Here is a 25,287-nt window from a genome sequence, read left to right as displayed (position 1 = left end):
GCGGGCTTTATGTCGACGAGTCAACCCACCGATTCCGCCAGTGAGGACGAGGCCCTCGTCCCGGGCGATGAGCCGCCGTCCGGGCCTGCGCTCGCCGAAGAAGACGTGCACCCTCCTCCTCCTTATGAAGAAGAGACCGGACACTCGGGCCCTGCGGAGTCGCTGCTCGGTACGGTGATTAGCGGTCGCTACCGCATCGAGAAGCTGCTGGGTGAAGGTGGGATGGGAGCCGTCTACCAGGCTGAACACACCCACATGCGCAAGCGGCTGGCCGTCAAAGTGCTGCACGCCGAAATGAGCCGCCTGCCCGAGGTGGTGGCCCGCTTCGAGCGCGAGGCCATGGCGGCGGCGCACATCGACCATCCCAACGTCGCCACCGCGACCGACTTCGGAAAGCTGGAGGATGGCTCCTTCTTTCTCGTCCTCGAGTACGTCGAGGGCCGGAGCCTCCGCGACGCCATTGCCGCGGGCCCGCTGGAAGTGGGGCGCGCCATGCGCATCCTCCGCCAGATCGCGGCCGCGTTGCAGCGCGCGCACGCCCTCGGCATCGTGCACCGCGATCTCAAGCCCGAGAACGTGATGCTCATCGAGCGCGACAGCGAGCCAGACTTCGTGAAGGTGCTCGACTTCGGCATCGCCAAGGTACCGGTGGCCGAGCTCTCGCGCGACGAGCACAATCGCGCAGGGCCCGCCGGCCAAGCGCTCACGCAGCTCGGCATGGTCTACGGCACGCCCGAGTACATGGCGCCGGAGCAGGCACTCGGGCAGAACGTCACGCCCAGCGCCGATGTCTACGCGCTCGGCATCATGACGTACGAGATGCTCGCCGGCGAGCGCCCGTTCGATCACGAGAGCAAGGTCACCTTGCTGGGCATGCACGTCACCGCCCCGGTGCCGCCGTTCTCGCAGAAGGCACCCGGCGTGGTCATCCCGCCCGAGGTGCAGAGCATCGTCTTCCACATGCTCGAGAAGGAGTCCGCGCATCGCTTCCGCGACGCGAAGGAACTCATCGACGCGCTCGATGGCATCTGGCTCGCCGCCTACGGCGTGGTGCCCAGCGCCAATCCCGGCAGCACGGCGAACCCGCGGCCGTCGCTCGTGTCGTCTCCGCGCGATGTTTTCGGTTCACAGCCGGACGCCAGCGGTCCCCAACAGCTGCCCAGTGTCGAGTTGCCGGCCCTTCCGAAGCAAGGCTTCTTCCCGAGCGAGCGTCTGGCGCAGCTCCGGCAAAATCCGAAGCTTCTCCTGTTCGCGGGGCTCGGAGCCATTGGGCTCATCGCGGTCGTCTTCTTGGTGGTGATGGTCGCCAGCATGGGCAAAAAGACGGACGACGCGAGCACCGCCGACGCAGCGGCGGCCGGTGGCGAGACGGCGCAAGGCGCGCCCAAAGGCGATCCGGGCATCGACACGCAGGTGGCGGCGGCGCTCGACTTGATCGAAAAGGGCGACGCCACGTCGGCCATCGAGAAGCTCACCCCGCTGGAGAAAGAGCATCCGGAGCGCGCAGACGTCCACCGCGCGCTGCAGAAGGCCTACTCGGCGACGAAGGACCCGAAGGAGTCGCTGCGTGAGGCCGCCCTGTGGCTCGAGTTGGAGCCTACGGCCATCGACGATCTCAAGCTCGACGAAGACGTGCGCAATGCCGCCTTGGCCCGTGAGCGGGACGTTTCCGACATGGCCTTCGCCCTCCTCGAGAAGAAGATGGGAAGCGCCGGGCCCGACATCCTTTACGACTTCGCCTACGGCCAGTGGGCCTCGCAATCGAAGGTCGTGTCCGAGCGTGCGCGCGCGGCGCTCTTGCGCGCGCAGACGCGGAAGCTTGCCAACCCCGCACTTCTCGTCACCCTCGATTTGCGTGCCGCCACCTCCTGCGAGGACAAGAAATCGCTCCTTCCGCGCGCGCGCACCGACGGCGATGCGCGCACCATCGAGCTTCTGCGCACGTACAACGGGCGCTACGCCTGCGGCTTCCTGAACCGCCGCACCTGCTACACGAACCCGTGCCTCGGGCGCGACGGTTCGGTCACCCGCACGATTTCCGAAATCGAATCGCGCGGGCGATAGCTCCCTTAGGCGAGACCGAAGCGCTCTTTGTTCGCGCGAACGAACTCGACGTAGACCTCGCAGGGTTCGTGCGAGGGAACTTCGCCCGAGGCGACGGCCTCCTCGAGGGCGCGCTTGATCTCGCCGATGAGGCGCGACGGCTTGAGCGAGAACGCCGTCATGATGGCGTCGCCCACGCCCGACGGCAGCGGCGGCACCTTGGCGTCTTCCTCGGCGAGTACGCGAATGCGCTCGGCCAGCTCGGCGATCTGCGAGAGCCCCTTGCGCTTCTTTTCCGGGCGCTTCGTGGTGATGTCCGCCTGCGCGAGGCAAATGAGATCGTCCAGGTGGGCGCCCAGCTCGCGTGCGAAGCGGCGCACGGCACTATCGGTCCACGACGGCTCGTACTGGTTCGCCCGCAGGTGGTGCAAAATGAGAAAGCGTACCGTCTCTTTGAGCGCGGCGTCGGGCGAGAACAGGCGCACGCGCCGATCGAGCCGGTCGAACATGCGCGTGCCCACCTCGGCGTGGCCGAAGAAGTGGACCTTTCCGTCCGGCGTAATGGAACGCGTCTTCACTTTGCCGATGTCATGGAACAGCGAAGCCCAGCGCACCTCCAGCCGAGGCACCGCCTGACGCACCACCTGCTTCGTGTGCTTCCACACGTCCTTGTGGCGCCACTCGCCATCGCCGAAACCGACCATGGCCTCCACCTCGGGAAAGAGTGCCCGCAGCGCATTGTGCTCGAGCAGCACGTCGAGCCCGAGCTCGGGATCTTGGCCCATCACGACCCGATCGAGGAGGCTGCGCACCTTGACCGGATCGAGCTTCAGCGCGGCGTCGAAGTCGATGGTCGTGGCGGGCACGATACACTTCGTCTGACCCGACTCGGCGGCAAAGGCGGCTAGGGCTAGTGCGTCCATCGCGCGGTCGGCGTTGGGCGGAACAACTTCGTGCGGGGTTGCCATCGGCATGGTTGAAACTTGGAAGCTCGCGAGGGGAAAAGAGGGGTAGAAGAGAAGGGCGCAGGGGGCTTGGTAGAAGGGGCCGACGCTTTTATCAGAGTCCCGGGCGCTGGGCCATGCGTTGCGAAATAGTCGTGCCATGGCAAACTGGCGACGTCGACCGAGCTTTTCCGGGCGCGTCGGTGGAGCCACGCCGGTGGGAGGGGTTGGAGGACCTATGAACTTTGGTTACATGTTGCGCTTTGCCGCTATTTCCGTCGGCGTAGGACTTGGCACCGCGGTGGGCTGTGGTGGAGCGAACTCGAGCGACCTGTTGGATCCCAACGGGCCGGGCCCGGGCAGCGATGGCGGCGGCAACCCGGGCTTCGATAGCGGAGGCGGGCGCGATACGGGTTCGGGCAGCGATACCGGAACCGATGCGAACGAGCCCGAGGAGGATTCGGGCCAGCCGCTCCGGGGCGTCCGCTGCGACAACGGCAGCGGTACGCAGAAACTGTGCAGCGGCGGTCAGCCCCTGTGCTGCATCGAGCGAGCCATTTTCGGCAAGAGCTATTCGTGTTTGGGGTCAGGCGGGGACTGCCAGCCGTCGTCGACCCGCTGGTCCATGCGATGCGACAGCAATGACGATTGCACGCAAGGCAGACGCTGCTGCGGACATCTAAGCGACAACGGTGGTGGGCAACAGCATTTCGATCGCATCTCGTGCGATGCGACGGAGCGGTGCGGGGCCGACTCGGTCCAGGTCTGCACCACCGACGAGGATTGCCGCGGCAGCGACCGGTGCTCGGGCATCGATCCTGAAAACTCGGTCTACCGCTTCTGCCAATGAGAAACGAGAAGCGTCGATCAAGCTAGAGACGGGGACGCCTGCTGCGCTGCAGGCGTCGCCGGAGACATGATGAGGGGGGCATCATGCGCATTCGTCCGATTCTTCTCGCTGCCGTCGTGGTGGCGAGCATCGCTGCGTGCAGCGGTGCGACCGGTTCGGAGCTTCTCGAGGAGCCCAGTCGGGGCGCGTCATCCAACACGCCGCCCCCGGGCGGCGGATCGGGAGGCAGCAACGATGCGGGCGTGAACGACGCGAGCCTCCCGCAGGATGCCGGCCCGCCCGATACGGGGTCGCGGCCGACGGGCGTCGTTTGCGGGGACATCGAGAACGCGCCCACGTACTGCAACCGCGAACGCGAATACTGCTGCGTGTCCACCTTCATGGATTCCACACTGCGTTCGTGCATGGTGCGCGGGCTGTCGTTGTGCGGCGGCGTCCGAATCGGTTGCGACAGTGCGAGCGACTGCGGCAAAGGCGAGGTCTGCTGCGGCATCTACAGTGAGCGGACTGCGAGCTACAGCACCGTCGAGTGCACGCCGCGGGTACGCTGCATGGGACGCCCCTCGACGGAGGAGATCTTCGTCCTGTTTTGCGATCCCAATGCCCGCGAGGACGAATGCGCCGATACCGGCGCGACATGCATGCGAAGCCAGAGCATCAAAGGCTATTTCGTTTGCGGAAAGTAAATCGATTGATGATCGGGTAAGGCACGAGTGCTGCAACCGCAGTGTTCGTGCGGCAGGTGGAGGAGCGCGAATACCGATGGCTCGTAATGTTTTTCTTGTTGGGAACGCTCTGTACGGCGTGCGCGCCACGTGGCGGAGCGCCACGCGGCGTCGCAGTGCCTTCCGACGCGAGACACTCCGCACCTTCGCCGAAGGTGCCCGCGGCCACCGCGTCCAACCGCGACGCGCCCCCCTCGGAGCGGACACACGACGCCGTTCGCGTTCGGCGAATCGCGTACAGTGAGCACGAGGCGAAGGAGCGCTACGCCGTAGGCCTGCTGCTTCGCGGCGCATCCGATGGCGTGGCGCGTAAGACGCACGCGCTCGAGCTCCTGGCCGACCGCACCCGCGGTGCGAGCCAGGCCACCGTCTACAAGGCGCTGCAGGCGCTGGAGAAGGAGCGCGCCATTTTCTCCGAACTGGAGGGCCGCCTCGACACGGTGGACGAAACCGATTGGGAGGACTTCAAACTGGAAGCCCTGCGCGCCCTCGATACCGTGCGCGATCCCGAAGAGGACGAGCCCGCTGCGCACCCGCCTGCGCGTCCACCCGCGCGGCGGCCGCGCCCGACCGACGCTGCCGCCGCCGCGAAGAAGCCCTGACGGGGCGGGGCGTCACTTCTCGAAAATGCCCGCGTAGTCCGCCCGCAGCTTCGTCTTGAGGAATTTCCCCGTCGACGTGCGCGGGATCTGCGCCAGCTCGACGTAGGCATCGGGGAGCCAATACTTGGGAAAGCTCGACGCGAGATGGGCGGCGAGCTCCTCGTGGCTCGCGCGCATGCCCTCGCGGAAAACGATGGCCGCCACCGGCCTCTCGCTCCACTTCGGATGGTTGGCCGCGAAGACGGCCGCCTCCAGCACCGAGGGATGAGCCATCAGCGCGTTCTCCAGGGCCACGCTGCTGATCCACTCGCCGCCCGACTTGATGACGTCTTTCGAGCGGTCGCAAATGCGCACGTAGCCTTCCCCGCAAATGCGCACCACGTCGCCGGTCTTGAACCAGCCGTCCTTCGTGAAGCGGTCCTTGCCCTCGTCGGCGTAGTACGACGACGCGACCCAGGGCCCGCGCACCTCGAGCTCGCCCATGCTGGTGTTGTCCCAGGGCAAGATGTCTCCCTCGTCGCTCACGTGGCGCTGCTCGACGAAGGGCACCGCGAAGCCCTGCGTGGCCCGGTAGCCGAGGCGCTGTTCGTCATCGCCTTCGCGCTGCAGTTGCTCCTTCACGCGCGCAACGGTTCCCAGGGGATTCATCTCGGTCATGCCCCAGGCATGGATGATCTCGATGCCGTGCCGCTTCGCGAAGCCGTCGATCATGGACGCCGGCACCGCGGCGCCGCCCACGATCATGCGGCGCAATGCGGAGAGATCCCAGCGCCCTTTCTCGCGGTCCAGGCGATCCAAAATGCCGAGCCAGATGGTGGGTACGCCGCCCGCGAACGTCACGCGCTCGCGCTCGATCAAATCGAGCAGCGATTCGGGATCCAGGTGCGGGCCGGGGAAGACGATCTTCGCTCCGCTGATCGCGGCCTCGTACGGCAGACCCCACGCGGCCGCGTGAAACATGGGCACCACGGGCAGCACCGTGTCGTCGCCGCGGATACCGAGGTTGTCGGGCATGCACGCGACCAGCGCGTGAAGCACCGTGGAACGATGACTGTAGAGTACACCTTTTGGCGATCCCGTCGTTCCCGAGGTGTAGCAGAGCATCGCCGCCGAGTTTTCGTCGAGCGCGGGCAAGGTCACGCCCGCGGGATCCGCCTCGGCGAGCAGCTTCTCGTACTCCAGCAGCCCGTCTTCCTTTCCATCGACGACGATGACGTGTTCGAGCGAGGGCACGTCGGCCTTGAACTTCGCATAGAGCGGCAGCAGCGATTTGTCGACGAGCAGAACGCGGTCTTGCGCGTGGTTGGCGATGTAGCCAATCTCGGAGGGCGCGAGGCGCAGGTTGAGGGTGTGCATCACCGCGCCCATCGCCGGGATGGTGAGGTACGCCTCGAGGTGCTCGGCGTGATTCCACGAAAGCGTGGCGATGCGATCGCCCGGCCGCACACCGAGTTTGCGCAGCGCCGCCACCAGCCGCAGGCCCCGCGCGTACACTTGTCCGTAAGTGCTCCGGTCGAGCGAGCGATCCGCGCGACGGCTCACCACCTCCACATTGGGAAAGAAGGTTCGCGCTCGCTCGAGGATGTGCGTCACCGTGAGCGGGAAGTCCATCATGCGGCCGGTCAACATGTCCTCACCCTCCTGATCGCATTAACGATAACGCGAGCCATGCTCGACCGTTAACGGGTTTCTCACGACGAGTTAAGGGATCTTCACTGCTTTGGCGTCGGCGTTGTCCGGATCGATGCGCTGCGCTTCGGCCAGATGCTTGCGTGCCTCGGCAACGTTCTTGAGCGCTGCGTACTCGGCGGCCAGCAGCGCGTGGGCCGTGGCCTTCTCTTTGGCCGGCGGTGCGCAGGCGAGTGCGCTTTCCAGCTCGAAAATGGCTTTGGCGCGGTCTCCCAAGTTCGAGAGTGCGCGGGCGTATGCAATGTGGGTTAGAGGATGCTCGACATCGACGAAGATGGCCGATTCGCCGGCGGCGCGAGCCTCTTCCCAGCGTTTGGCCGCCACGAGCTTCTCGACCAGCATGCGCCATATTTTTCGATCGTGCTGCTCGAGGGGCGCGAGTTTTTGCAGCAGATCGAGCTCGTCCGCATCCCGCTTCTCCTCGTGCGCCAGGTCGTAGAGGCCTTTCAACGGCTCCGATTGACTCGGGTCGTAGTGGTATGCACTCTCGAGGGCGTTGCGGTACATCGCCTTGTCCTTCTTCGCCTCGGCGATGTCGGCGAGAGCCATCTGCACGTAGAACCCGTCCCCGCCCGCGCGCTGAACGGCCTGCAGGTGCGCGAGTGCCACGTCGCTTTCCTTTTTCGCGAGCTTGGCCAGGAGAAAGTGCGCCTTCTTGTGGTCCTTGTCGATCTTGAGCGCGCTCTCCAGCTCCTGCTTTGCATCGTCGATTTTTCGAGCGTGCGCATACGCCAGCCCGAGCTCCACGTGCGCCGAGGCATCCTGCGGGGCCTTGGCCAGCGCCGCCTTGGCATCGTCCACGGACTTGGGGTGATCGTCGAAGAGGAATTGATTCTTGTAACGCGACATGCGTGCGACGGCCCATTCGCGGAACGTCTTGTCGTACGCTGCCGCGGAGACGCCGAACGCACGTTGGATGACGTCGGCCGTGCGCACGCCCTCGCCCCATAGTTTGAGCGCCTTCACGACGCTGGCCATGCCGTATTGCTCCACGGTGTACACGAGCATTTGGCTCGCGGCGTAGTAGGCCACCGTGACGTCGGCCGCGCCTTCGGCGTGGGTGAAGGCGCGGTTCATGTCCACGGCGCCGGGCAGGGTGCCGCGCTGGATGGCCAGGTACAACTCGGGATCGAGTTCGCGCTTCCACTCCGGCCGGCGGGCGATGGTCTCGTATTCGCTCAGCCCCTCGGTAAACCACCGAGGAACGTGGTTTTTCGAAAGCTGAATGGCAAACACGTGCCCCAGCTCGTGCCAGAGCACCGTTCCCCAGTTGAAGGGCTCACTGCGCGGGCTCATGGCGGCCACCACGCGGCCGAAACACACGCCCTGAATGCCGATGTTGGGCAAACCGCTGGTGCGCACGCTGAATTGCTCGCGCGTCGCATAGAGCTCCACCCCCACGGGATTCGTGGGCACGAAGCCATAGCGCGCTTTCATCGAGCCCCATGCCTCGCCCAAAAGCCTTGGCACGTAGCGTTCGAGGACCGGTTTCTCTTCTTTGGAATATCGAATTTTGAAAATGCCAACTTGGGTATTGTCGTAGCTGTTCGGGATTTGCTGCTCGTACAGATTGAGCGTATTGAAGACGCGCACGTTGAAGTGGTCTTTGCCCCACGCCTTCTTCAGCGCATCCATCCCGCCGGTTTCGTCGCCGCTGCGCAGGAGGGTGAGCCCTAGCTGGGCCCAAGCCTTTTCGTCGTCGGGGTCGATCTTGGTCGCCTCCCGCATCATGGTGACGATGTCGTCGTAACGGTGCTCCCACTCGGCGTAGTCGCCGACGATGGCGTAGAGCTTCGAGTATTCCTTGTTGCGCGCGAAGGTCTCGCGCTTGGCGGCCTCGTAGCCGGGGCGGTCGTCGCCGAGGAACTTGGTGGCGGCGCGCAGGCTCCAGAGCTCCAAGTCGTTCGGGTTGATCTGCATGCCCGCGGCGATGGCGCTCTCCGCGCCGGTGAGATCCATGTCGTGCAGCGCGATGCCCGCGCGCACCGCAAAGGCGCCCACGTGCTTGGGATTCACGGCGAGGGCATCTTTGATGAGCGTTTCGGCGGCGTCGAAGTCGAGGGTCTGCTCGAGCTTCACGCGGGCCATGGCCACCAGCGCGTCGGCGCGCTTCGGGCCGACGGTCAGGGCCTCTTTGACGACTTGCTCGGCGTGGCCGGGATCGTACTTGTCGAGAAAGAGATCGGCGCGCCAGAGGAGCGTCGTCACGTTCTTCTTGTCGATGCGCTCGCTCTCGTTGAAGGCGTTGTTCGCGTCCTTCGGGCTGCGCAGGAAAAACGCAGCGCGGGCGACGGTGGCGAGGCCCTCGGCGTCGCGGTCGCCGATGGAGTTGTCGTTGTAGTCCTGGATGATGGTCATCAACACCGGCTCGGCGTCGTTGCGCCGTCCGGTCGCGATGAGGTACTCGCCGAGGGCGAGGCGTGCGCGGCGGCCACCCGCGCTTTTGTCGCTTTTCAAGGGCTCCAGTATGCGGATCGCCTCAGCGATCTTGCCCGAGCGAAAGAGCACCTCGGCCCGAATCGCCGCCGCGTACCCGCGTTGCGCCGTGTTCTGGGCCGCCTGCAGCGCATACTTGTCCGCCTCGGGAAAGCGCCCTTGCTCCAGCATGATGCGCGCGAGCGCGGTCTGCGCCGCCGGTTGATCCGTCCCGCGCAGCGCCAAGAGCTCTTTCTCCGCCCGGGCGTACTCCGTGGTGTTCACCGCCTCGAGCGCGGCGGCCAACGTCCCCGGTGCCGCCGTCGACGCCGGAGGTGCCGCAGGGGCGGGGGCGCGCGAAGCCGGCTGCGCGTCGGCGATCGATGCAAAGCCCAGGGACAGCGCGGTGCAGGTCAAGAAAAGAGAAAGGCGGTTGGGTCGCATGCGTCCTCGTTCAAGCAATGGTGATCTCGTCCGGCTGGGGGACGATTTCCTTCGTCTTGGGATCGAAGGTGAGCATCATTTCGATTCCGTCTTCGCCGTCGGAGTAGTAGCCGCGCCGCACCCCCATCGCGGAAAATCCGAGGGTGCGGTACAGCGCCATGGCCGCGCCGTTCGAGCGGCGCACCTCGAGCAGCACCAGGCGCACCTCGTGCTTTTTCGCGAAGGCGATGGTGTGGTGCATCAACGCGCGCGCGTAGCCGTGCCGCCGAAACGACGGATCCGTCGCGACGTTGAGCACGTGCACCTCGTCGGCGACGTGCCACAGCACGATGAAGGCGGCGAGTTGGCCCTGCGGCGTTCGCGCCACCCAGAGGTGCGACCACGGCCGATCCATCTCCTCCTGCAGGTTGTCGGTCGTGGTGCGGTGGCTCTGGAACGACGCCGCGTCGATGGCGAGCACGTCGGCGATGTCCTCGGAGCGCATCGCAGCGATGTTCGGGACGTCCGACGGCGAGCGCTCGGGTAGCATCTCCATCGAGTATAGCTACAGCTCGTCGCGAAGCGGAAAGACGCTGGTGCGCGCTTCCGGTACGGCCCCGAGGGCCCGCGCGCGCGGGGCCAGCGCATACACGTCGATGGCCAGGCGCAGCGATCCGTCTTCGCGGACGATGGCTCCGGCGTAGGGCCCCATCGTGGCCAGCAGCGGGGTCAACGGCCGCACGAGCACCTTTTCCGTGCGCCCCACCGAATCGATGCCCACCGCATACGGCGGATCGTCGTACATGCCGATGTCGAGCGCGAGCGGGGCCAGGTCGTTCGTGCGCGCCTCGAGGCACGCCGAAAGGTGCGGCACCCGGGGATCGGCGGCCTCGGTCTTGCGCACGGCGCGCGCATTGGCCGCGGGAACGGCGTATTCGTCGCCACCCGCGCCGACCCAGAGCACGCTCACCAAGCCGGTCTCGATGGGCACCTCCACGCGGGCCGCAAAGCCTTCCCCGTGCCGGCTCGACAGCCGCAGCGCACCGCGCAGGCGCTGGATCGAGCCCAGCGCGATGTCGAGGCCGATGCCCCGTCCCGCGAGCAGGTCCGACGTCTCGCGCGTGGAAAACCCCGGCAAAAACAGCAGAGCGAGCAAGGTGTTATCGTCCGCCGCATCCGCCAGGGCCGGGGCCACCGCGCCCACGTCGACGGCGCGCTTTCGCACCGCGGCCACGTCGACGCCCTGCCCATCGTCGGAAATCGTCAAGGTGAGCCGGCTCCCACCCTTGCGCGCCGACAGCGTGATCGTTCCCGTGGCGGGTTTCCCCAACTGGAGGCGGGCCTGGGGCGGCTCGATGCCGTGTGCCACCGAGTTGCGGGCCATCTGCAGGCAAGGCTCGAGCAGCATTTCCGCGAGGCGGCGGTCGATGGTCTCGTCCGCGCCCTCGATGCGCACCACGACTTCGCGCCGCGAGCGCCGCGCCTCCGCCTCCACCGCGCTGGCGATGCGCGCGAACATCTGCCCAACGGGCGTCTGCCGCATGGCCGACAGCTCCGAGCGCGCGTCGCTCACGCTGTCCTTGAGTACGAGATCGCCTCCGCGCATGTCCCCGATGGATCGCTCGGTCTCGTCGCTCACGTCGGTGAGCGTCGAAATCGCCGAATCGATGCGCTTGAGCGCCGCCGCCGGTGCGCCCCAGGGCCGCGGCGGTCCGATGAGGCGCAGCGCCTCCGACAGATCGGCGCGCATGCGCCGCATTCGCTGCACCCGCCCGCGCGAGCGCTCGAGTTGCCCCGAGATGCGCTCGCGCGCGAGGCCGATGACCACGAAGCGATCGAGCAGCCGATCGATCGACTGCGCCTCCACGCGGATGGTCCCGTCGTCGACCGCGATGGTGGAGCGCGGTTCCTCCTCGGGCCGCTGCGAGGCGCGCGGCACGGGCACCGTGCTATGGCGCGACGGAATGGGCAGGCCCCGCAAGGTGCGCAAGGCCGCCTCGGGATCGTCGAGCAGCGCGCCCAGCACGGCGCGAAAGCCACCGAGCTCCTGCAGCGCCGCGACGGCGGTTTCGCGCACCGTTGCCCGTTTGAGGTGCTCCTCGAGGCCGTGGCAGAACCAACTCATGGGCTCGTCGCCCACCGCGCTCGCCGCGCCCTTCATGGTGTGCACGTGGCGAAACGCGGCCATGGCGGCATCGACGGGGTCGCCGGCGAAGGCCAGCGCCGCGTCGATCTCGCGCAGTCGATCCGAGATTTCGTCCGTGTACTGCGTGCGCACCAGCGGATCCAACGTCGAGGGGCGCAGGTCCGACGGAGGCTCGGGCCACGCCGATCCGCTGAAGCGCCGCCCGCTCGAGAGGCGATCCACCGCGCGCGACACCAAGTGCGACGCCTCGACGATGGCCGGAATTTCCCCTTCGCGCACGCGGCGCTCGAGCCGTTGCAGTGACGCGGCCAGTTCGCTTTCACCGGCGAGCCCCGCCGAGCCTTTGAGCGCGTGCAAGGTGCGCCGGCACACCTCGAGGTTCGGCGGCTTTTTTTCCAGCGCGGGCAAGTGCCGCCGCAGCTCCAGAATGAGCAGCCGCGTGAGTTCCGGATCGACGACCTCGCTCACGTGGCCTCGTTCTTTTCCGTTGCCGTGGAGTCTTCTTGCTCCGCTTCGTCGTCGACGAGCACGCGCGCGATCGGTTCCAGCATCGGACGGAGCGCCGACATGAGCTCGTCGTGCGAGAGCTTGCTGCCCAAGGTGCCCAAGGTCGTCATCAGCGATTGCACGTGCTCGTTGGCCTCGGAAAGGGCGCGCGCCGTTTCGGGATCGCTGCCCGTGGCCTGGCGGATGCGCGCTTCGATCTCCGCCAGCGCCCGCTCGGCATCCGACGCTGCACCGGCGGCGAGTGCCGCGTGCTGCGCCATCTCGCTGGCGGCTTCGCGCGGGCCCTCGAAGCTCGAGTGAAGCTGCGAAAGGTCGGTGCCCATCTCGGAAAGCGCGGACGAAAGCTCGCGCACCGCCTCGGCGCCGCGCAGGGCGTGGGTGCGCACCTCGTCGCTGACCAGCAGCACCGCGCGTCCGGCCGACTCACCCAGGCGCGCACCCTCGAGGCCGGCGTTGAGCGCGACCAGCCCGAGGCGATCGAACACGTCCGCGACGCGCGCGAACGTCGCCGAGAGCTCCTGCGCGCGGGCCGACACGGCGCGCGAGCGATCGGCCAGCGCATCGACGGTGGCGCGCTGCTTGGCGACGACCGAGGCGATCCGCTGCGCGGCCTCGGCGGCCTCGCGCGACCGATTGAGAGCACGCTCGTGGGCCATCCAGAACGCGCTTTCCTCGGCGGCGTTGCGGCTGGCCGCGGACGACGCGGCGCCTTTGGCCGATCGACGCAGGAGCCGGATGAAGTGACGCTTGGATCGTTCGATCGGCATGAGCGAAGACTATCAGCCTCCCCAGCGGCCCGCCCACGCGCCTCCTTGCAGGGCGTTGTAAACCTCGGATAAGTCAATGTCTTCCGCGGTTTCGCCGAGGAAAGACACCGAGTCGGCATCGGTGGTCGACTCGAAAATGCCCGCGCCGACGACGCTGGCGCCCACGATGCCGAGCAGTTCACCGCCATAGCGGCACACGACCATGACGCTGCGGTCGGCCCCGATGGCGATCACCGGGAGGACCTCGCCCTCGTGCGTGGCAATGCCCAGGATCTGCGCGGGGGCGCCGGGGACGCGCACGATGGGCGGCACCGGCTCGATGCTGACGGTGACGTGCGCGGGCAGGAAGAAGGGCTGTCCGTCGAGGCGCACGAGCAGGCCGCCGCGTTTGGCGGCCGACGGTCGTTCGCTCATGATGCCGGGCGCCGGCGAACGAGGCGGGCTTCGATCAGCTGAAACAGGATGCGACAGCCCTCGAAGCTGGACATGTGCGCGGCCGAGACGATCTCACCGATGGTGCGCCGCCCGTCGATGGCATCCAAAATGGCGCGCTCCGATTTGACGAGCCGGCCTTCGCCGAGGGCTGCGATGGCCACGGGATCGCGCACGAGGACCTCGTCGAAGCGGCCGACGCGCGCTTCGATCACGCGCCACTCGTCGACGCGGCGGAAGCCCTCCATGACGACCTGCGCGGCGGGGAGGCCGAGGCGCGAGGCCGCCGCGAGGGACGGTGGCGGGCGCCGGCGGAACTCGAAGTGCCCGCACTGCCATCGCAGCGCTTCGTAGACGAGCTCACTCGATTGGCGGATAAGCGCGGCGCGGAGATCGCCGAGCGAGATCTTTCGCGACTCCACGAGCAGGTCGCCCAGCAGCTTCGTGCCGTTCTCACCGCGTGTGGCCTGCACTTCCTCGAGCTCCTCGGGCGTGACCAAGCCGGCCTCGACGAAATAGCGCCCCAGGCGAAACTCGTCCCCGGCGCCGCGGCCCGCTTGTGGAGTACGGGCCCCAGGCCCCGTTCGGGACTGCACCAAGTCGATGAGCCCCTCGCGCAGGGTGATGACGATGGTCCGGCGCGTGGTCGTGCGTGTCGCATCGGTGGCGCGCACCTCGCCCTCGACGACGAGGACGCCGGTCTGGTTCTCCATCTGGAGCAGCTGCAACACGGCGCCAATGGGCAGACTGAGGTCGCCCGAGAGAATGACCTTCCCCTCGCCCGCGGCCGCGGTTTGAGGCGGCTCCGACGGCGGCTGCAGGATCGACGGCGGAGCGATTTCCGTCTCGGTGGTCGCGCCGGGCGCGGGGGCGTGCTCCACCTTGCGAAGCACGTTGTCGACGACCAAGAGCAGTGCCTGCGGATCGAACGGCTTGCTGATGGCATCCAGCGCGCCCGCCTGCTGCAAAAAGCTTTCGCGGATGCGATCGGCTTTGGCGCTCATCAGCACCACGCCAATCTTGCGATCGGGAAATCGCTTTCGCATCTCGCGGCAGAACGCCAGCCCGTTCATCCGTGGCATCACGAAGTCGACGAGCACCAGCTCGGGATCGCACGCCCCGTTTGCAAGGGCCGCCAAGGCCGCCTCCCCATCGGGCGCGGTGTAGGCCGTGTACCCGTTTCGCTCGAGGATCGACGCGACCACCTTGCGAAGGGTGGGGCTATCGTCGACGACGAGGATGCGCGGGCTGGAGGCCACCACGAACGGGGAGACTGAAACCACAGAGCGCCAAGTATAAGCGAAGACCCTAGGTCGGTTCGCAGAATCGTAAAGCCCTCTTCTTCGACGTCATCGTTGAGGTGTCGACGCGCTGCGTGTGACGCGCGGCCAGCCGCCCAGGGTACTAGCTAGCGTACCAGCTAGGGCACGAGCTCGGCTTGCCAGAGCTCGCGTATGCCGGCCGCGCCAACATACCGCACGTAGTAGAGCGTTTTGCCATCCGGAGATATCCACGTCGGATACGTATTTTCATTCGCCGGATTGAGTCCGCATACCGCCTTGTCGTCCGCGAACGATGTGCCGCTCTGACCCGTGGCCACGCGGATGCGGATTTGTCCGCCCGTTGCGCGTGCAAAGTACATCGTCTTGAGGTCTTCGCTGACGACGGGGGCATATTCGTCGTTGCCGGGAGCATTCACTCCGTCGACGAGGCCGGGGGCCGCATAGCCCGTGCCTTGTGGCGTCGAATGGAAGATGTCCAAGGACCCGTTCTGCTTCGTCAGGTACATGTGAGCGCCGGTCTTCGTGACGTAGACGTCCGCATACGTCGTTCCGGACAGGCCCTGCACCGCACCCTCGGTTGTGTAGGACGCCCCGGCGGAAGAGCGCTTCGCGCGCCAGATGGCTCCGAAGGTGCTCGTGCCCGTGAGCTGAATGTAGAACATCGACATGTCATCGGCTGTGGCGATGGCGTGACGCTGGAAATCCGTCGAGTTGATGTTCGTGCCGGGCGGTGGCTCGGGATTGCCGAACCCAGAGCCTCCGCGCGTGGCGCCAAACACGTGGCTGCCGAGATCGATGCCATCGGCGGGACGTTCGCTCGTCAAGTACACCACCGGCCCGTCGCCGACGCCGCGGACGCTGTGCTGATGGATATTCGCTTTCTCGAGTCCGGGGATTGGCCTCGCATTGGTGAAACGCGGCCCTCCTCCCGTGCACTCCGGAATAGGAGCATCCGTACCAGTATCGCGAGGGCCGCTGTCGTTCCCAGGGTTGCTTCCGTCGGTCTGCGGGTTGCCGCCGTCGTTGCTACCGCCGCCGTCGTTGCCCGGGCCTGGACCGCCGCCGTCGGCCTGGTGATCGTCCAGACTGAAAAGCGCCACGCAACTCGAAGTGGCTAGAAAAATCAGCGAAGCGAAGCCGGCGACGATTCGTATGTGAATACGCCCACTTCCCCTCGATAGCCTCCCCATACCCCAAGGCTATCAGATTGAGCGATCAGATCGATCGCGCTTCGACGTCGTCGATCTGCGCCAGCGCAACCGCAAGCGCATCCTTGGCACGCTCGAGGGATACGCGGTCGGCGCTCCACTTTTCGGTGGCTCGATCCGCGCGGGCGGTCTCCCCGGTGAGGCGCTCCTGGGTATTGGCCAGGTTGGATTGTAGGTTCGATCGCTCGGTTTCGAGCTCCGTTTTCTTCGCCTGCAGGCTGGCCACTTCGTTCTCGAGGCCCTCGCGGACGCTGCGCAGGCCGGCGAGGTCACGGTCCAGCTCCGCGATGCGCGCGGAGTTCGTCGCGTCGTTCTCGCGCTTGGCCGCCGTCATGGCGGACAGCTGCTCGCGTGTATTCTGCAAGTCCGTGGTGAGCGCTGCGATTTCGCGCGCCGCCTGCTCGCGGGCGTCGGCGCTCTGGGTCCGTTCGTCCTGGAGCTCCTGCGTGTAGCGTGTTTCGAGCGCCCCGAGCCGCGTGTCGCGATCCGTCTCCAGCTCGCTCACGCGGGCCGAGTGGGCTTGGTCCGCCTCGCGGATGCGCCCCTCGTAGTGCTCCGTGAGCTCCTCGAGCTTGCGATCGCGATCGTGCTCCAAGGCGGCGATGCGCTGATCGCGGTCGCCTTCGAGGGTCGCAATGCGCTCGTCGCGATCTTTCTCCAGCGTTCCGATGCGGTCGTCGCGATCGCGTTCCACCGCGGCGATGCGGTCGTCGCGATCCTTGATCAGGGCCCCGATGCGTTCGTCGCGATCGCGTTCCAGGTTGGCGATGCGGTCGTCGCGATCACGCTCCAGTGTCCCGATGCGTTCGTCGCGATCGCGTTCCAGTACCCCGATGCGGTCATCGCGATCGCGTTCCAGCTCGGAGATGCGCCCGTCGCGATCGCGTTCCAGATCGGAGATGCGCATGTCGCGATCGCGTTCCAAGGTGGCGATGCGCTGATCGCGATCGCTTTCCAGGCTCGCGATGCGCTGATCGCGATCGCCCTCGAGGTTCGAGATGTGCGTATCCTTCTCGAGCGTCAGCGCGGCCAGGGCGGCGAGCTTCGCCTCTTCCATCTCCTGCTGGTGCGCACGGAGGCGCTGCGCGAAGACGCGCTGCTGCGAATCGAGTTCGCTCTCACGGCGCGCTTCCGCCTCGGCCAGCTCCGTCGTGCGGCGTGCCTCGGCCGCAACCAATTGCGCGGCGTGCTCGCTGCGGACGCCCGCGATCTCGTCGGCGTGCGTCCCTTGCACCCCTTGAAGGTGCGTCGCGTACTGCTCGCGCAGTTCCGCCTCGTGCTCGGACACGGCACGGGCCCGCTCGCGGATCGCTTGCTCGGCTTGCTCGTCGAGCTCCGTCTGCATCTCGCGCCGCAGGTGCGCCAGATCGGCGATGCGCTGCGCTTCGGCACCGTCGAGATCGCGTTGCCGTTTGGCGTCGGCTTCCGCCAGCTCCGTCGCGTGCTGGTTGCGCAGCGCCCCGAGCGCCCCCTCGTGCTCGTCGTGCGCCGTCTGCAAGGCCGCATTCGCCGCGTCCTCGTGCTCCTGCGTGAGCGTGTTCACGTAGGTGGCATGCTCGGACCGCAGCGTGTGGATCTCTCCCTCGGCCCGCGCAATCTGCTCGGCCAGCTTGGTGCGCAGGTCCTGCGCCTCTTGCGCGCGCGCCTCGCTCTCGGTCTGTGCGCGCTGCATGCGTGCACGGTGGTCCTCGCTCGCCTTCTTGGCCTGGTCCTTGTCGGCCGAGAGCTGCTCGATGCGGTCGCGCGCATCGGCGAGCTCGCGTTCGAGCTGCAAGAGCGCGTCGTCGAGCTCCCCCTTGGCCCGCTCGAGGGCGAGCGACTTCTCGCGCACGTCGATGGCTTCGCGATCTTTGCGCGACAAGGATTCCTTGAGGCTGAGGATCTCCTTGTCCTTCTTGTTGAGGTTCTCGCGCAGATCCAAGAACTCGCGGCTGGAAACACCGCCGCCCTTGCTGGCGAGCCGCCCCTTGAGGTCGTCCACCTCGCGTTGCAGGCGCTGCGTTTCACCTTCCGACGATTGCACGCGCAACAGCTCGTCGCGAAGCTGCGTCCCCTCGTCCTTGGCGGTGGCCAGCTCGCGTTCCAGCTCGGCGATCCGCGCCGTCAGCCTTTCGTCGGCCAGCGCGGCAGTCCGTACACTTTGAGGGGGACGCGCGCTGGGGTAGCGCTCTTCCGCGCGCGGCTCTTCCACGGGCTGCGCGTACGTCGAGGCTCCGTTCGAGTCGCCCCCGGTGATGCGGTGGAAGGCCGCATCGGTCAGTGCCTCCACGTCCGCCGAGAAGGTCTCTCGGCTCTGCACGCGCGTTTCCAGGGGAAGGTCGTCACCGGCTTCCTCCTCGGCGAGCAGCTCCTCTTCCACGTCGTCGTCGATGACGATGGGCTGATTCGACGCAGCGGACCCGGGTGCGATCGATGCATACTGGCCCGACGCCGCCGGCCCCGAAGACGAGGACGAGGCGAACGAGAGAAGCGGGACGAACGGCTGGATGCGGGCCGCGAGCTCCCCAAAGCTGATCGGCTTGTGGACGTAGTCCTCGGCGCGGGTTCGAAGCTTGCGGTGTTGTTCGAACGTCTCGTCGCTGGACTCGCTCGACATGATGATGAGCGGGATGTCCTTGAGGTTCATGTCCTTCTTCAGCTTGTTGCAGACCGAAAACCCATTCATCCTAGGGAGTTCGATCGAAAGAAGGATCAGGTCGGGCTTGGTGGTCGCCGCTTGCTGCAAACCTGCATTCCCGTCATCCACAACGAGGGTCGAACAGCCGAGTTTTCCCAGCTCGGTCCGAAGCTCGTTCGCGAAGGTCGCGTCGCTTTCGAACACGAGGACTTTGGTGCTCATGATTTCCTACGAGAATATCGGAGCGCCTCACGCTTGTCACGGCGCGAGCGCATGCAGGAGCGGCCCGCGCGCAAGGCTAGGGGGCTCGCACATGCATAAGCGGGGTCGAAGTCGATGACGAGGGCTCGCCAAGCGCGCCGCCGCTGCAGTACGGTCGCGTAAGATGAATGCGCCATTGCTGTATCCAGCCCTTGCGTTCGCCAGTCCGCGCAAGTTACCCAAGGTAAAAGAGCTCAAGGGCCGCGTGGTCGTGCTGGACATCGCCTTCGCCTCGGAGGCCTCGGGCAAGGGCTTCGACGACATCACGCGCCCGTTCATCGACCAGCTGGGGCCGCGGCTCGCGGGCTGGATCGACCATCATGACCACGTGCTTCATGCGAAGTACAAGCTCGATCCGCGCTTCGTGCTGGCCACCAAGGCCGAGCACGGGGCGTGTCCCGAGATGGTCACGCCCGACGTCGTGGCGCGTATTGGCCCGGTCGAGACGGTGGTGTGCCACAACGACTTCGACGGCTTGTGCAGCGCCGCCAAATGGATCCGCCAGGGCGTGGAGCCCTACCCGGGCGCCGACGCCGACGCCCGGGCCATCGACACGCGCATCGGCACGCCGAGCCCCATCGGTGCCCGTTTCGATCGCGCGCTGCGCGCCCGTCCCCGGGATCTGGCGCTGTTCGGCATCGTGGTGCGTCACCTTGCCTCGGGCCTGGGCGACGCCTCGCTCTGGGAGCGCATCGATGAGGCCGCGAGCGAGCTCTCGGCCATCGAGCAGACCACGCGCGAGATCGCGACCCGCTATGCCATCGTCCCCCTCACGGGGCCGGCACCCAACGTGGCGTTTCTCGAGGCCACGGACCAGCACGGGCGCTACGACAAGACGTTGCTGCTCCTCATGGGCCAGGCCCGCGCGCGCATCGCCATGGTCCTCGACCGGGATACGCTGACCTTGGCCGCGCCCTTCGACAGCGGGCTCGATTTTCTCGCGCTCATGGGCCTCTCGGGAGGCATGCCGACGCTCGTTTCCATCCAGAAAGAGCGCCTTCGCGAGGCCCTGGAGAAACTCGGCGCCGCCCCGGCCGACGTCGCCCGGCTCATGTAACTCAAAAGGTGTACCCCACGCCGAGCGTCGCGCGTCGCTCGCCGAGGAACGCCAGCTCTCCGACGACGTCCCAGTGTTCCGAGAGCGCAAACGCGCTCCCGGCGGCGACGTGGTACCGGTAATGATCGCCGCCGTGGCCGCCGGCCACGTTCCAATCCGTGCCGGCGCCGAAGTAGCGCGCGGCCACGAATGGGGCGGCGAAGCCCCCGACGACCTTGCCCACGGCGAGCCCCGCGCGCCAATCTTTCGACGTGAAGGTCGCCTCGCTGCCATCGGGCGCCTCACTCCGCGTGCGCGCGATGGAGTACGTGAACGACGGCTGCACGAAGGGCAACCCGTTGCGGCCGAAGAAGCGGTACGCGACGCCGACCCCCGCGAGCCACCCTGGCTGCAGATCGTAGCGTGCCCCGCCATAATCGACGCGCCCGCCCAACGAGGCCCCGCCCGAAACGCTAAACGTGAGCCCATCGAGCGGCGTCACGTCGAACGTGGCCACCCCGGCGCCCTGCAACAGATCGCCCCTCCCACCCGGAAAATCGAGCGATGTCGACGTCCCACCCAGGGAGAGCCCACCATGAAACCGAATCTCCGAGGCCTCCCCATGGCAAATCGCCGGAAGCCCATTCGGGCCTATCGGCGGCGTCAGCCCACATGCCTCGGCCACCCGCGGTAGCCCCACCCCCATCACCCCGACCAGTGCCAAAATAAAAACCCGCACCTGTCCCACTACGCCGCGGGCGGCGGCGGGTTTCACCGCCGAAGAGAGAAACGCCAGGACGCCAGGGGTTCAAACGCCAGGGCCGCCAGAGGGCTCGGAACTGAAAACCCAAATTTAGGGTGGAGGGATCTCCACGCCTCCAACCCTGGCGACCCTGGCGTCCTGGCGGTTTCCCTCTTCTGCGGTTTCTCCTCTAGTCCGCTAGTCCGCGCGCCTATTGAAAATGCTCAAGTTGCGAATCGTCGCGAAGTCATCGCAACTCGAGAAGCCGCACGTGCCGCCGTTGACCAGGGTCTCTTGGGCGGGCCACAAGGTTTGGTCCTGCAGCACGTCGAATTGATGGTGCCGTTCGTCCTCGAGATCGCTACCCCCGCACGTGGGGCTCGTGTTCTCGTAGAACCAGTAGTCCTGCCAGATGCGCACGGTGCGGTTGTCCGGCTGGAGCTGACAGTGCGCGTGGAAGCGTAGCCCCACTTCGTCCGAGCATAGCTCGCTGGGCTCCATCCCGACGTCGTCGTCGCGGTGGAGCGGATTGACCAAGCATACGCGGTGCATCACCGGATGGTTCCACTCGTCGGCGCTCGCGCAGTCGCAGTCTTTCAGGTCCACGATGCCGTCGAAGACCACGGCGCGGAAGTCCGCGCGTGGCGGTTTGAGGTAGATCCGCGCCTCGTAGTACACCTCGTTGTCGAGGTACTCCGTGAAGTTGCTGCAGTTCACACGCCGCAACGTCGCGGAGCTCGGGTTGTTCGGCTCCGCCGGCACGTAGCAGGTGTCGCCTTCGCGGAGCTCGTCCTCCATGTACTTCTGCGCGTGGATCATGATGTTGCCGCGCGGCACGCCTTCGACGAGCACGACGCCGATGGCGTTGGCCGTCACGGGGTTCGCCGTGAAGCCTCGCACCTCGACCTGGGCGTACGGCACGGCGTATCCCTCGGGCGTGTACACGTGGATGTCGAGGGGCATCGTTCCTTGCGCCGGACGCCACTCGAAGACCTGGCGGTAGTCCTTGCCGCGGTAGATCATCCGCTCGCTGTACCCGTACGGGCCGCCCGTGGCCGGTGAATCGAAGTGGTCCACCAGGTTGTCCGGGCTCACCGCGAAGCCATTGCCCGGCTCTTTCCAGGCATCGCTGTCCTTTGCCGCCTCCGAGCAAAAGTCGGACGCGAAGCAGTTGGCAATTTGATTCGCAATGTCGTTCGGGGCATCCGTGAGCCATCCCGCGATGGGGCCGCTCGAGGCCAAAAAGCTCGAGAGCATCCCCGCACCATTCCAGAGCGGCCCATTGTACGAGTCCGAGCCGCCCCACCACGCGTCGTCCACCAGCGAAGCCCCCGCCCGCGAGAGCTGGTACTGCACCGTGTCGTACAAGCCCGAGTATAGAACGTTGCCCGCGTGCTTTCGCTCCTGCACATCGTAGAAGAAGATGCCGTCCGGCGGGCCGTTGGTCACGTCGCTCGGTTTGGGCTGCGCCTTGTCCTGGTCGACGATGAAGCCCGCCTTCTTCAGCGACAGCCGCACGAACGACGAACACACCGTCGGCGTCTTGCCATACGTCTCGATGCCCGAGGATCCCGAGACCGGTCCCGGCCCATTCGGATCGGACGTCTCGGTGTCCGGTGCATTGGAATACGAGTAGAAGCGGTAGTGCCCGTGGATCGTCTTCGCCGCGTCGGCCGCGGCCATCAGCTTGGGCCGCACCTCCTGCTCGTACTCCGGCGGCGGCTTCAGCACCCGCGGGTAGACGATCTGCGCATCGCCCGGGCAGCGCACTTGGAGCCGCTCGAAACCGCGCACCCGCCACGGCTTGCCCTCGGGCGTGCTCACCAGCCGCCCCTCTCCGGCGAACGCTTCCCGCACCGACGCCGTGATCGTCCCAGGCCACAGGTAGCGCAGCGCATACTCCTGGAACCCGTCCGTGGGTTGCCCGAAGACGCCACTCGGATGCTCCTTCACCAAGTAATCATCGTCGCCGGTGGAGTGCGTGATCTCGAAGCGGTGCTTCGTCATGATCCCGCTGTGCGTGAACTTCTGCGGCGGATCGACGGCACCCAGCAGCGGTGCAATCATGCCCGTGCAGCTGCGCACCACGATGGCATCGCCCTTGAGCGCATTCTCGATGTGCTCATCCATGGGCTGCTCGCCCGGCCCGGTGCCCTCCCACTGCCCGGTGGGCTGGCAACTGAACCCCGGCTGCGGCGGCGCACCCGGGTTGTCCGGATCGCACGTCTCGCGCACCGCCGTCTCCGACATGAGCCCTGCTTTCGGCGACAGATACTGCATCGCCGACTGCGGGATCTTCCGCTCGCGGTACAAAGCCGCAAACTGCTCCTCGCTGATGCGGTTCTGCGTGGTCGCAAGGCTCGCGCGCGGCCTCGCCGGGCCCGTGAGGGAGCCCACCAGGTCGTGATCGTTCACGTAGTTCAGCAGATTGGCCAGCTGCTGCGGTACGCGCAGCCCTTTCCCGGCCTTGCCCGGTCGCTCGAACTGGAGGGTCACGTGCGCCTTGAGCGCGCCTACCGTGCCCCAATAGTGAACCGCCACCGCGCAATTCGCCGAGTTCACACTGGCCTGCGGAACTCGGAACGTCTGCGTCACACTGCCTTTGGCGGGAATGGATAGAGAAATGGTTTCTCGGCCGCCGTAGGCAATCGCATTGTCGGCATTGCACGGTATTTGGTCGATTTGACGCTGCGTGTACTCGAGCGGAGTCCCCTCGAGGTTCTTCAATTCGATTTGCGCCACGAAGTCCGTACCATCGGCCTTGAGCTGGGAATCGAGCGCACTCGCCGGGGGCTCCAGCACCCCGCGCGCACGGCTCGCCGCGTAGGTACTCCAAAGAATGAACGTGCGTTTCGCCGAGACGTCGGCCAAGCCGGTCCGCTTCACGGTCACTGTGACATCGAACGATCGGTAATCGACATCGATGGGCAGGACGTCCGAATAGTCGTGCGAAACCGCCGCCAGCTGCCCCGAGGCCGTCTGCCCATCGCCGAAGTCCCACACGTACGTCGTGGAGGGATCTTCGAACTCCTTCGCATTCACGACACTGAAATCCGCCGTATCCGTATGAAATACGTTTTCCTGCGCGAAGAGCTTCGGCAGTTTCGGCGCGGTGGTCGGGCACGCCGCCACGTCAATCGGGGCCACCTGCGATTCCTTCGTCCCATCGGCCGCGGTGGCGTGAATGGTATAAAGGTGTTTGCCCGGCGCGCTCTCGACCTGATCGTACATCTCCGCAATGGGCATTCCATCGAGGGAGACCCGCGCGGGGGTGCCCGGGGCGGCAGGTTCCTCGGCCTCCACCTTTAAATGGACGCTCTCCCCATTGCAGGTGGCCGGCTTGTCGAAGGTCACCCGTTGGATGATCCAGGGGAAGTCATGAAGTGCGATTTCCGCGTCCGGACCGACCCGCACGGTTCTGCCGTAAAACGAACCCTCGTGCCGGCCGTGGGAAATGGGATCTCCATCCAGCGAAATCGTCCCTTTGGGTGCAATGACGCTGCCGGCAAACGGTTTGCGCAAAAACACCGTGCCCGTGCCCACGTAGGAGACCAGCCAGCGCGGATAACCTCCATTGACGCGCGCAATCGTCCCTGCGTCATCGAACTCCCGTTCGACGAAGACGAATATCGACCCTTTGGAGTCGTCGATGTTGAGTTTTGCGCCAGCCTCCAGAACGAAGCTTTCGAAATAGTAACTACCCGCGATCAACGTGGCTTCGGCCCGTTGGCCCAACCGCAGTGATGCGTAATATCCGGGCTTTACGGGGGTGGATAAGATTTGACCCTCTCCCACGCGAACTTGTTCGCGACTGCTCGCGAATTTCGCGCGACGGACCAGGTGCCGCGTGGCGACGGGCTGGCGCTCCACCACGCTTTCATCCACCGTGAAATGGCCCTCGGATTGGATATTGCCTTCGGTGCGCACGTGCCCGTGAATATGGCTTCCATCGAGCAGCGATACCGAGCCAACGCTGTACAAAGAGCCCATTTCGGCCTTGGTCGCCAGCTTGGTCAACGCGGGGCCGACATTCCCCACGCTCGCAAATCGCGAATGACGCGTGACGACGCGTGAGCGTTCGCCAATATCGACTTCTTGACCAATGAGCGCCAACTCCGAAATGGCGACTTGGGAGGGGACGAGCATATCGACCGTAACGTCTTTATCGGTCGGTCTGGCGGCGGTGGGCGCCGGATTCTGCGAAGTTTGATTGGCTTTTTGCGGTGACTCTTCCGGAGAATTCGATTTGGAATCCCCACTACATCCGCCCATCGCCACCGCCGTGATGGCGGCAGCGACGAGGAGAACGGCTATCCACAGCGTCCGGTGTTCCCGCGAATGCGGGATCGATCGCAATCGGCGTCCCATGGCGAAGCTCCTTCCAGCCACCCGGCACACGAGCCTGACGAGAACTTCTTCGGCCCCGACGCACGCAGCGTTGCGTCGGATGCGCAGATGAACCCCCCGGCCCCTCTACTACTTTGTCAATCCGGAATATCTTATGGATGGGATCGTTGTCTACGGTGGAAAGCTGCGTAGAAAAATACGCATTTCATACTTGAGGTACAGCGAATCCGTCGTAATAGCGGGCTTTTTC

At 66.1% G+C, this 25,287-nt stretch carries 17 protein-coding genes; 5 read left to right on the top strand and 12 right to left on the bottom strand.

All coding sequences use genetic code 11. The features are described from left to right. Positions 1 to 9 precede the first annotated feature (9 nt). Complete coding sequence (locus LVJ94_44930) at positions 10 to 2,064, top strand: serine/threonine protein kinase (GenBank protein WXB04040.1); 2,055 nt, start codon at positions 10 to 12, stop codon at positions 2,062 to 2,064. A gap of 5 nt (positions 2,065 to 2,069) precedes the next feature. Here the strand turns inward: LVJ94_44930 and LVJ94_44925 are convergent, their stop codons facing one another. After that, a complete protein-coding gene (locus tag LVJ94_44925) occupies positions 2,070 to 3,017 on the bottom strand; it encodes an HDIG domain-containing protein (protein WXB04039.1) in 948 nt (315 codons plus the stop codon). Between the two features lie 208 nt (positions 3,018 to 3,225). Here LVJ94_44925 and LVJ94_44920 point away from each other — a divergent pair, with 208 nt between their 5' ends. The 3 genes from LVJ94_44920 (at position 3,226) to LVJ94_44910 (ending at position 5,164) form a co-directional block, all read left to right on the top strand. Further along, positions 3,226 to 3,837 (top strand): hypothetical protein, encoded by a 612-nt coding sequence (locus LVJ94_44920; protein ID WXB04038.1) that lies wholly within the window; start codon positions 3,226 to 3,228, stop codon positions 3,835 to 3,837. Positions 3,838 to 3,920: 83 nt separating this feature from the next. Beyond that, positions 3,921 to 4,523, top strand: coding sequence for a hypothetical protein (locus LVJ94_44915; protein ID WXB04037.1), 603 nt, complete (start codon positions 3,921 to 3,923; stop codon positions 4,521 to 4,523). A 194-nt stretch (positions 4,524 to 4,717) separates the two neighbouring features. Continuing rightward, positions 4,718 to 5,164, top strand: a complete 447-nt coding sequence (locus tag LVJ94_44910; protein ID WXB04036.1) for a hypothetical protein — start codon at positions 4,718 to 4,720, stop codon at positions 5,162 to 5,164. Between the two features lie 12 nt (positions 5,165 to 5,176). Here LVJ94_44910 and LVJ94_44905 read toward each other — a convergent pair whose 3' ends face one another. The 9 genes from LVJ94_44905 to LVJ94_44865 form a co-directional block, all read right to left on the bottom strand. Beyond that, positions 5,177 to 6,793 (bottom strand): long-chain fatty acid--CoA ligase, encoded by a 1,617-nt coding sequence (locus tag LVJ94_44905; GenBank protein WXB04035.1) that lies wholly within the window; start codon positions 6,791 to 6,793, stop codon positions 5,177 to 5,179. Positions 6,794 to 6,865: 72 nt separating this feature from the next. Further along, positions 6,866 to 9,712: a tetratricopeptide repeat protein gene (locus tag LVJ94_44900; protein WXB04034.1), complete on the bottom strand. Its 2,847-nt coding sequence runs from the start codon at positions 9,710 to 9,712 to the stop codon at positions 6,866 to 6,868. Between the two features lie 10 nt (positions 9,713 to 9,722). After that, positions 9,723 to 10,247 (bottom strand): ribosomal protein S18-alanine N-acetyltransferase, encoded by a 525-nt coding sequence (gene rimI, locus LVJ94_44895; GenBank protein WXB04033.1) that lies wholly within the window; start codon positions 10,245 to 10,247, stop codon positions 9,723 to 9,725. Positions 10,248 to 10,256: 9 nt separating this feature from the next. Next, entirely contained in the window at positions 10,257 to 12,305 is a 2,049-nt protein-coding gene (locus tag LVJ94_44890) for an Hpt domain-containing protein (GenBank protein WXB04032.1), read from the bottom strand. Then, positions 12,302 to 13,111, bottom strand: coding sequence for a methyl-accepting chemotaxis protein (locus LVJ94_44885; protein ID WXB04031.1), 810 nt, complete (start codon positions 13,109 to 13,111; stop codon positions 12,302 to 12,304). The genes LVJ94_44890 and LVJ94_44885 overlap by 4 nt, the downstream gene beginning before the upstream one ends. A 12-nt stretch (positions 13,112 to 13,123) precedes the next feature. After that, a complete protein-coding gene (locus LVJ94_44880; protein ID WXB04030.1) occupies positions 13,124 to 13,525 on the bottom strand; it encodes a chemotaxis protein CheW in 402 nt (133 codons plus the stop codon). Further along, positions 13,522 to 14,826 carry a response regulator gene (locus LVJ94_44875; protein WXB04029.1) on the bottom strand — a complete coding sequence of 435 codons (1,305 nt, stop codon included), beginning with the start codon at positions 14,824 to 14,826 and terminating at the stop codon, positions 13,522 to 13,524. Before LVJ94_44875 ends, LVJ94_44880 begins: the two co-directional genes overlap by 4 nt. A gap of 137 nt (positions 14,827 to 14,963) precedes the next feature. Beyond that, a complete protein-coding gene (locus tag LVJ94_44870) occupies positions 14,964 to 15,926 on the bottom strand; it encodes a hypothetical protein (GenBank protein WXB04028.1) in 963 nt (320 codons plus the stop codon). A gap of 115 nt (positions 15,927 to 16,041) precedes the next feature. Then, positions 16,042 to 18,873 carry a response regulator gene (locus tag LVJ94_44865; protein WXB04027.1) on the bottom strand — a complete coding sequence of 944 codons (2,832 nt, stop codon included), beginning with the start codon at positions 18,871 to 18,873 and terminating at the stop codon, positions 16,042 to 16,044. 163 nt (positions 18,874 to 19,036) lie between these two features. Between LVJ94_44865 and LVJ94_44860 the strand changes: the two genes are divergently transcribed. After that, complete coding sequence (locus tag LVJ94_44860) at positions 19,037 to 19,969, top strand: hypothetical protein (protein WXB04026.1); 933 nt, start codon at positions 19,037 to 19,039, stop codon at positions 19,967 to 19,969. A gap of 1 nt (position 19,970) precedes the next feature. Here LVJ94_44860 and LVJ94_44855 read toward each other — a convergent pair whose 3' ends face one another. Both LVJ94_44855 and LVJ94_44850 read right to left on the bottom strand, forming a co-directional pair. After that, a complete protein-coding gene (locus LVJ94_44855; protein WXB04025.1) occupies positions 19,971 to 20,723 on the bottom strand; it encodes a hypothetical protein in 753 nt (250 codons plus the stop codon). 165 nt (positions 20,724 to 20,888) lie between these two features. Next, positions 20,889 to 24,836, bottom strand: a complete 3,948-nt coding sequence (locus tag LVJ94_44850; GenBank protein ID WXB04024.1) for a hypothetical protein — start codon at positions 24,834 to 24,836, stop codon at positions 20,889 to 20,891. Positions 24,837 to 25,287: the final 451 nt, after the last annotated feature.

The sequence above is a fragment of the Sorangiineae bacterium MSr11367 genome (assembly GCA_037157805.1).
Lineage (GTDB): Bacteria > Myxococcota_A > Polyangia > Polyangiales > Polyangiaceae > Pendulispora > Pendulispora rubella.
Note: the sequence above shows the minus strand (reverse complement) of the source record. Positions and strands in the feature narration are given on the sequence as shown.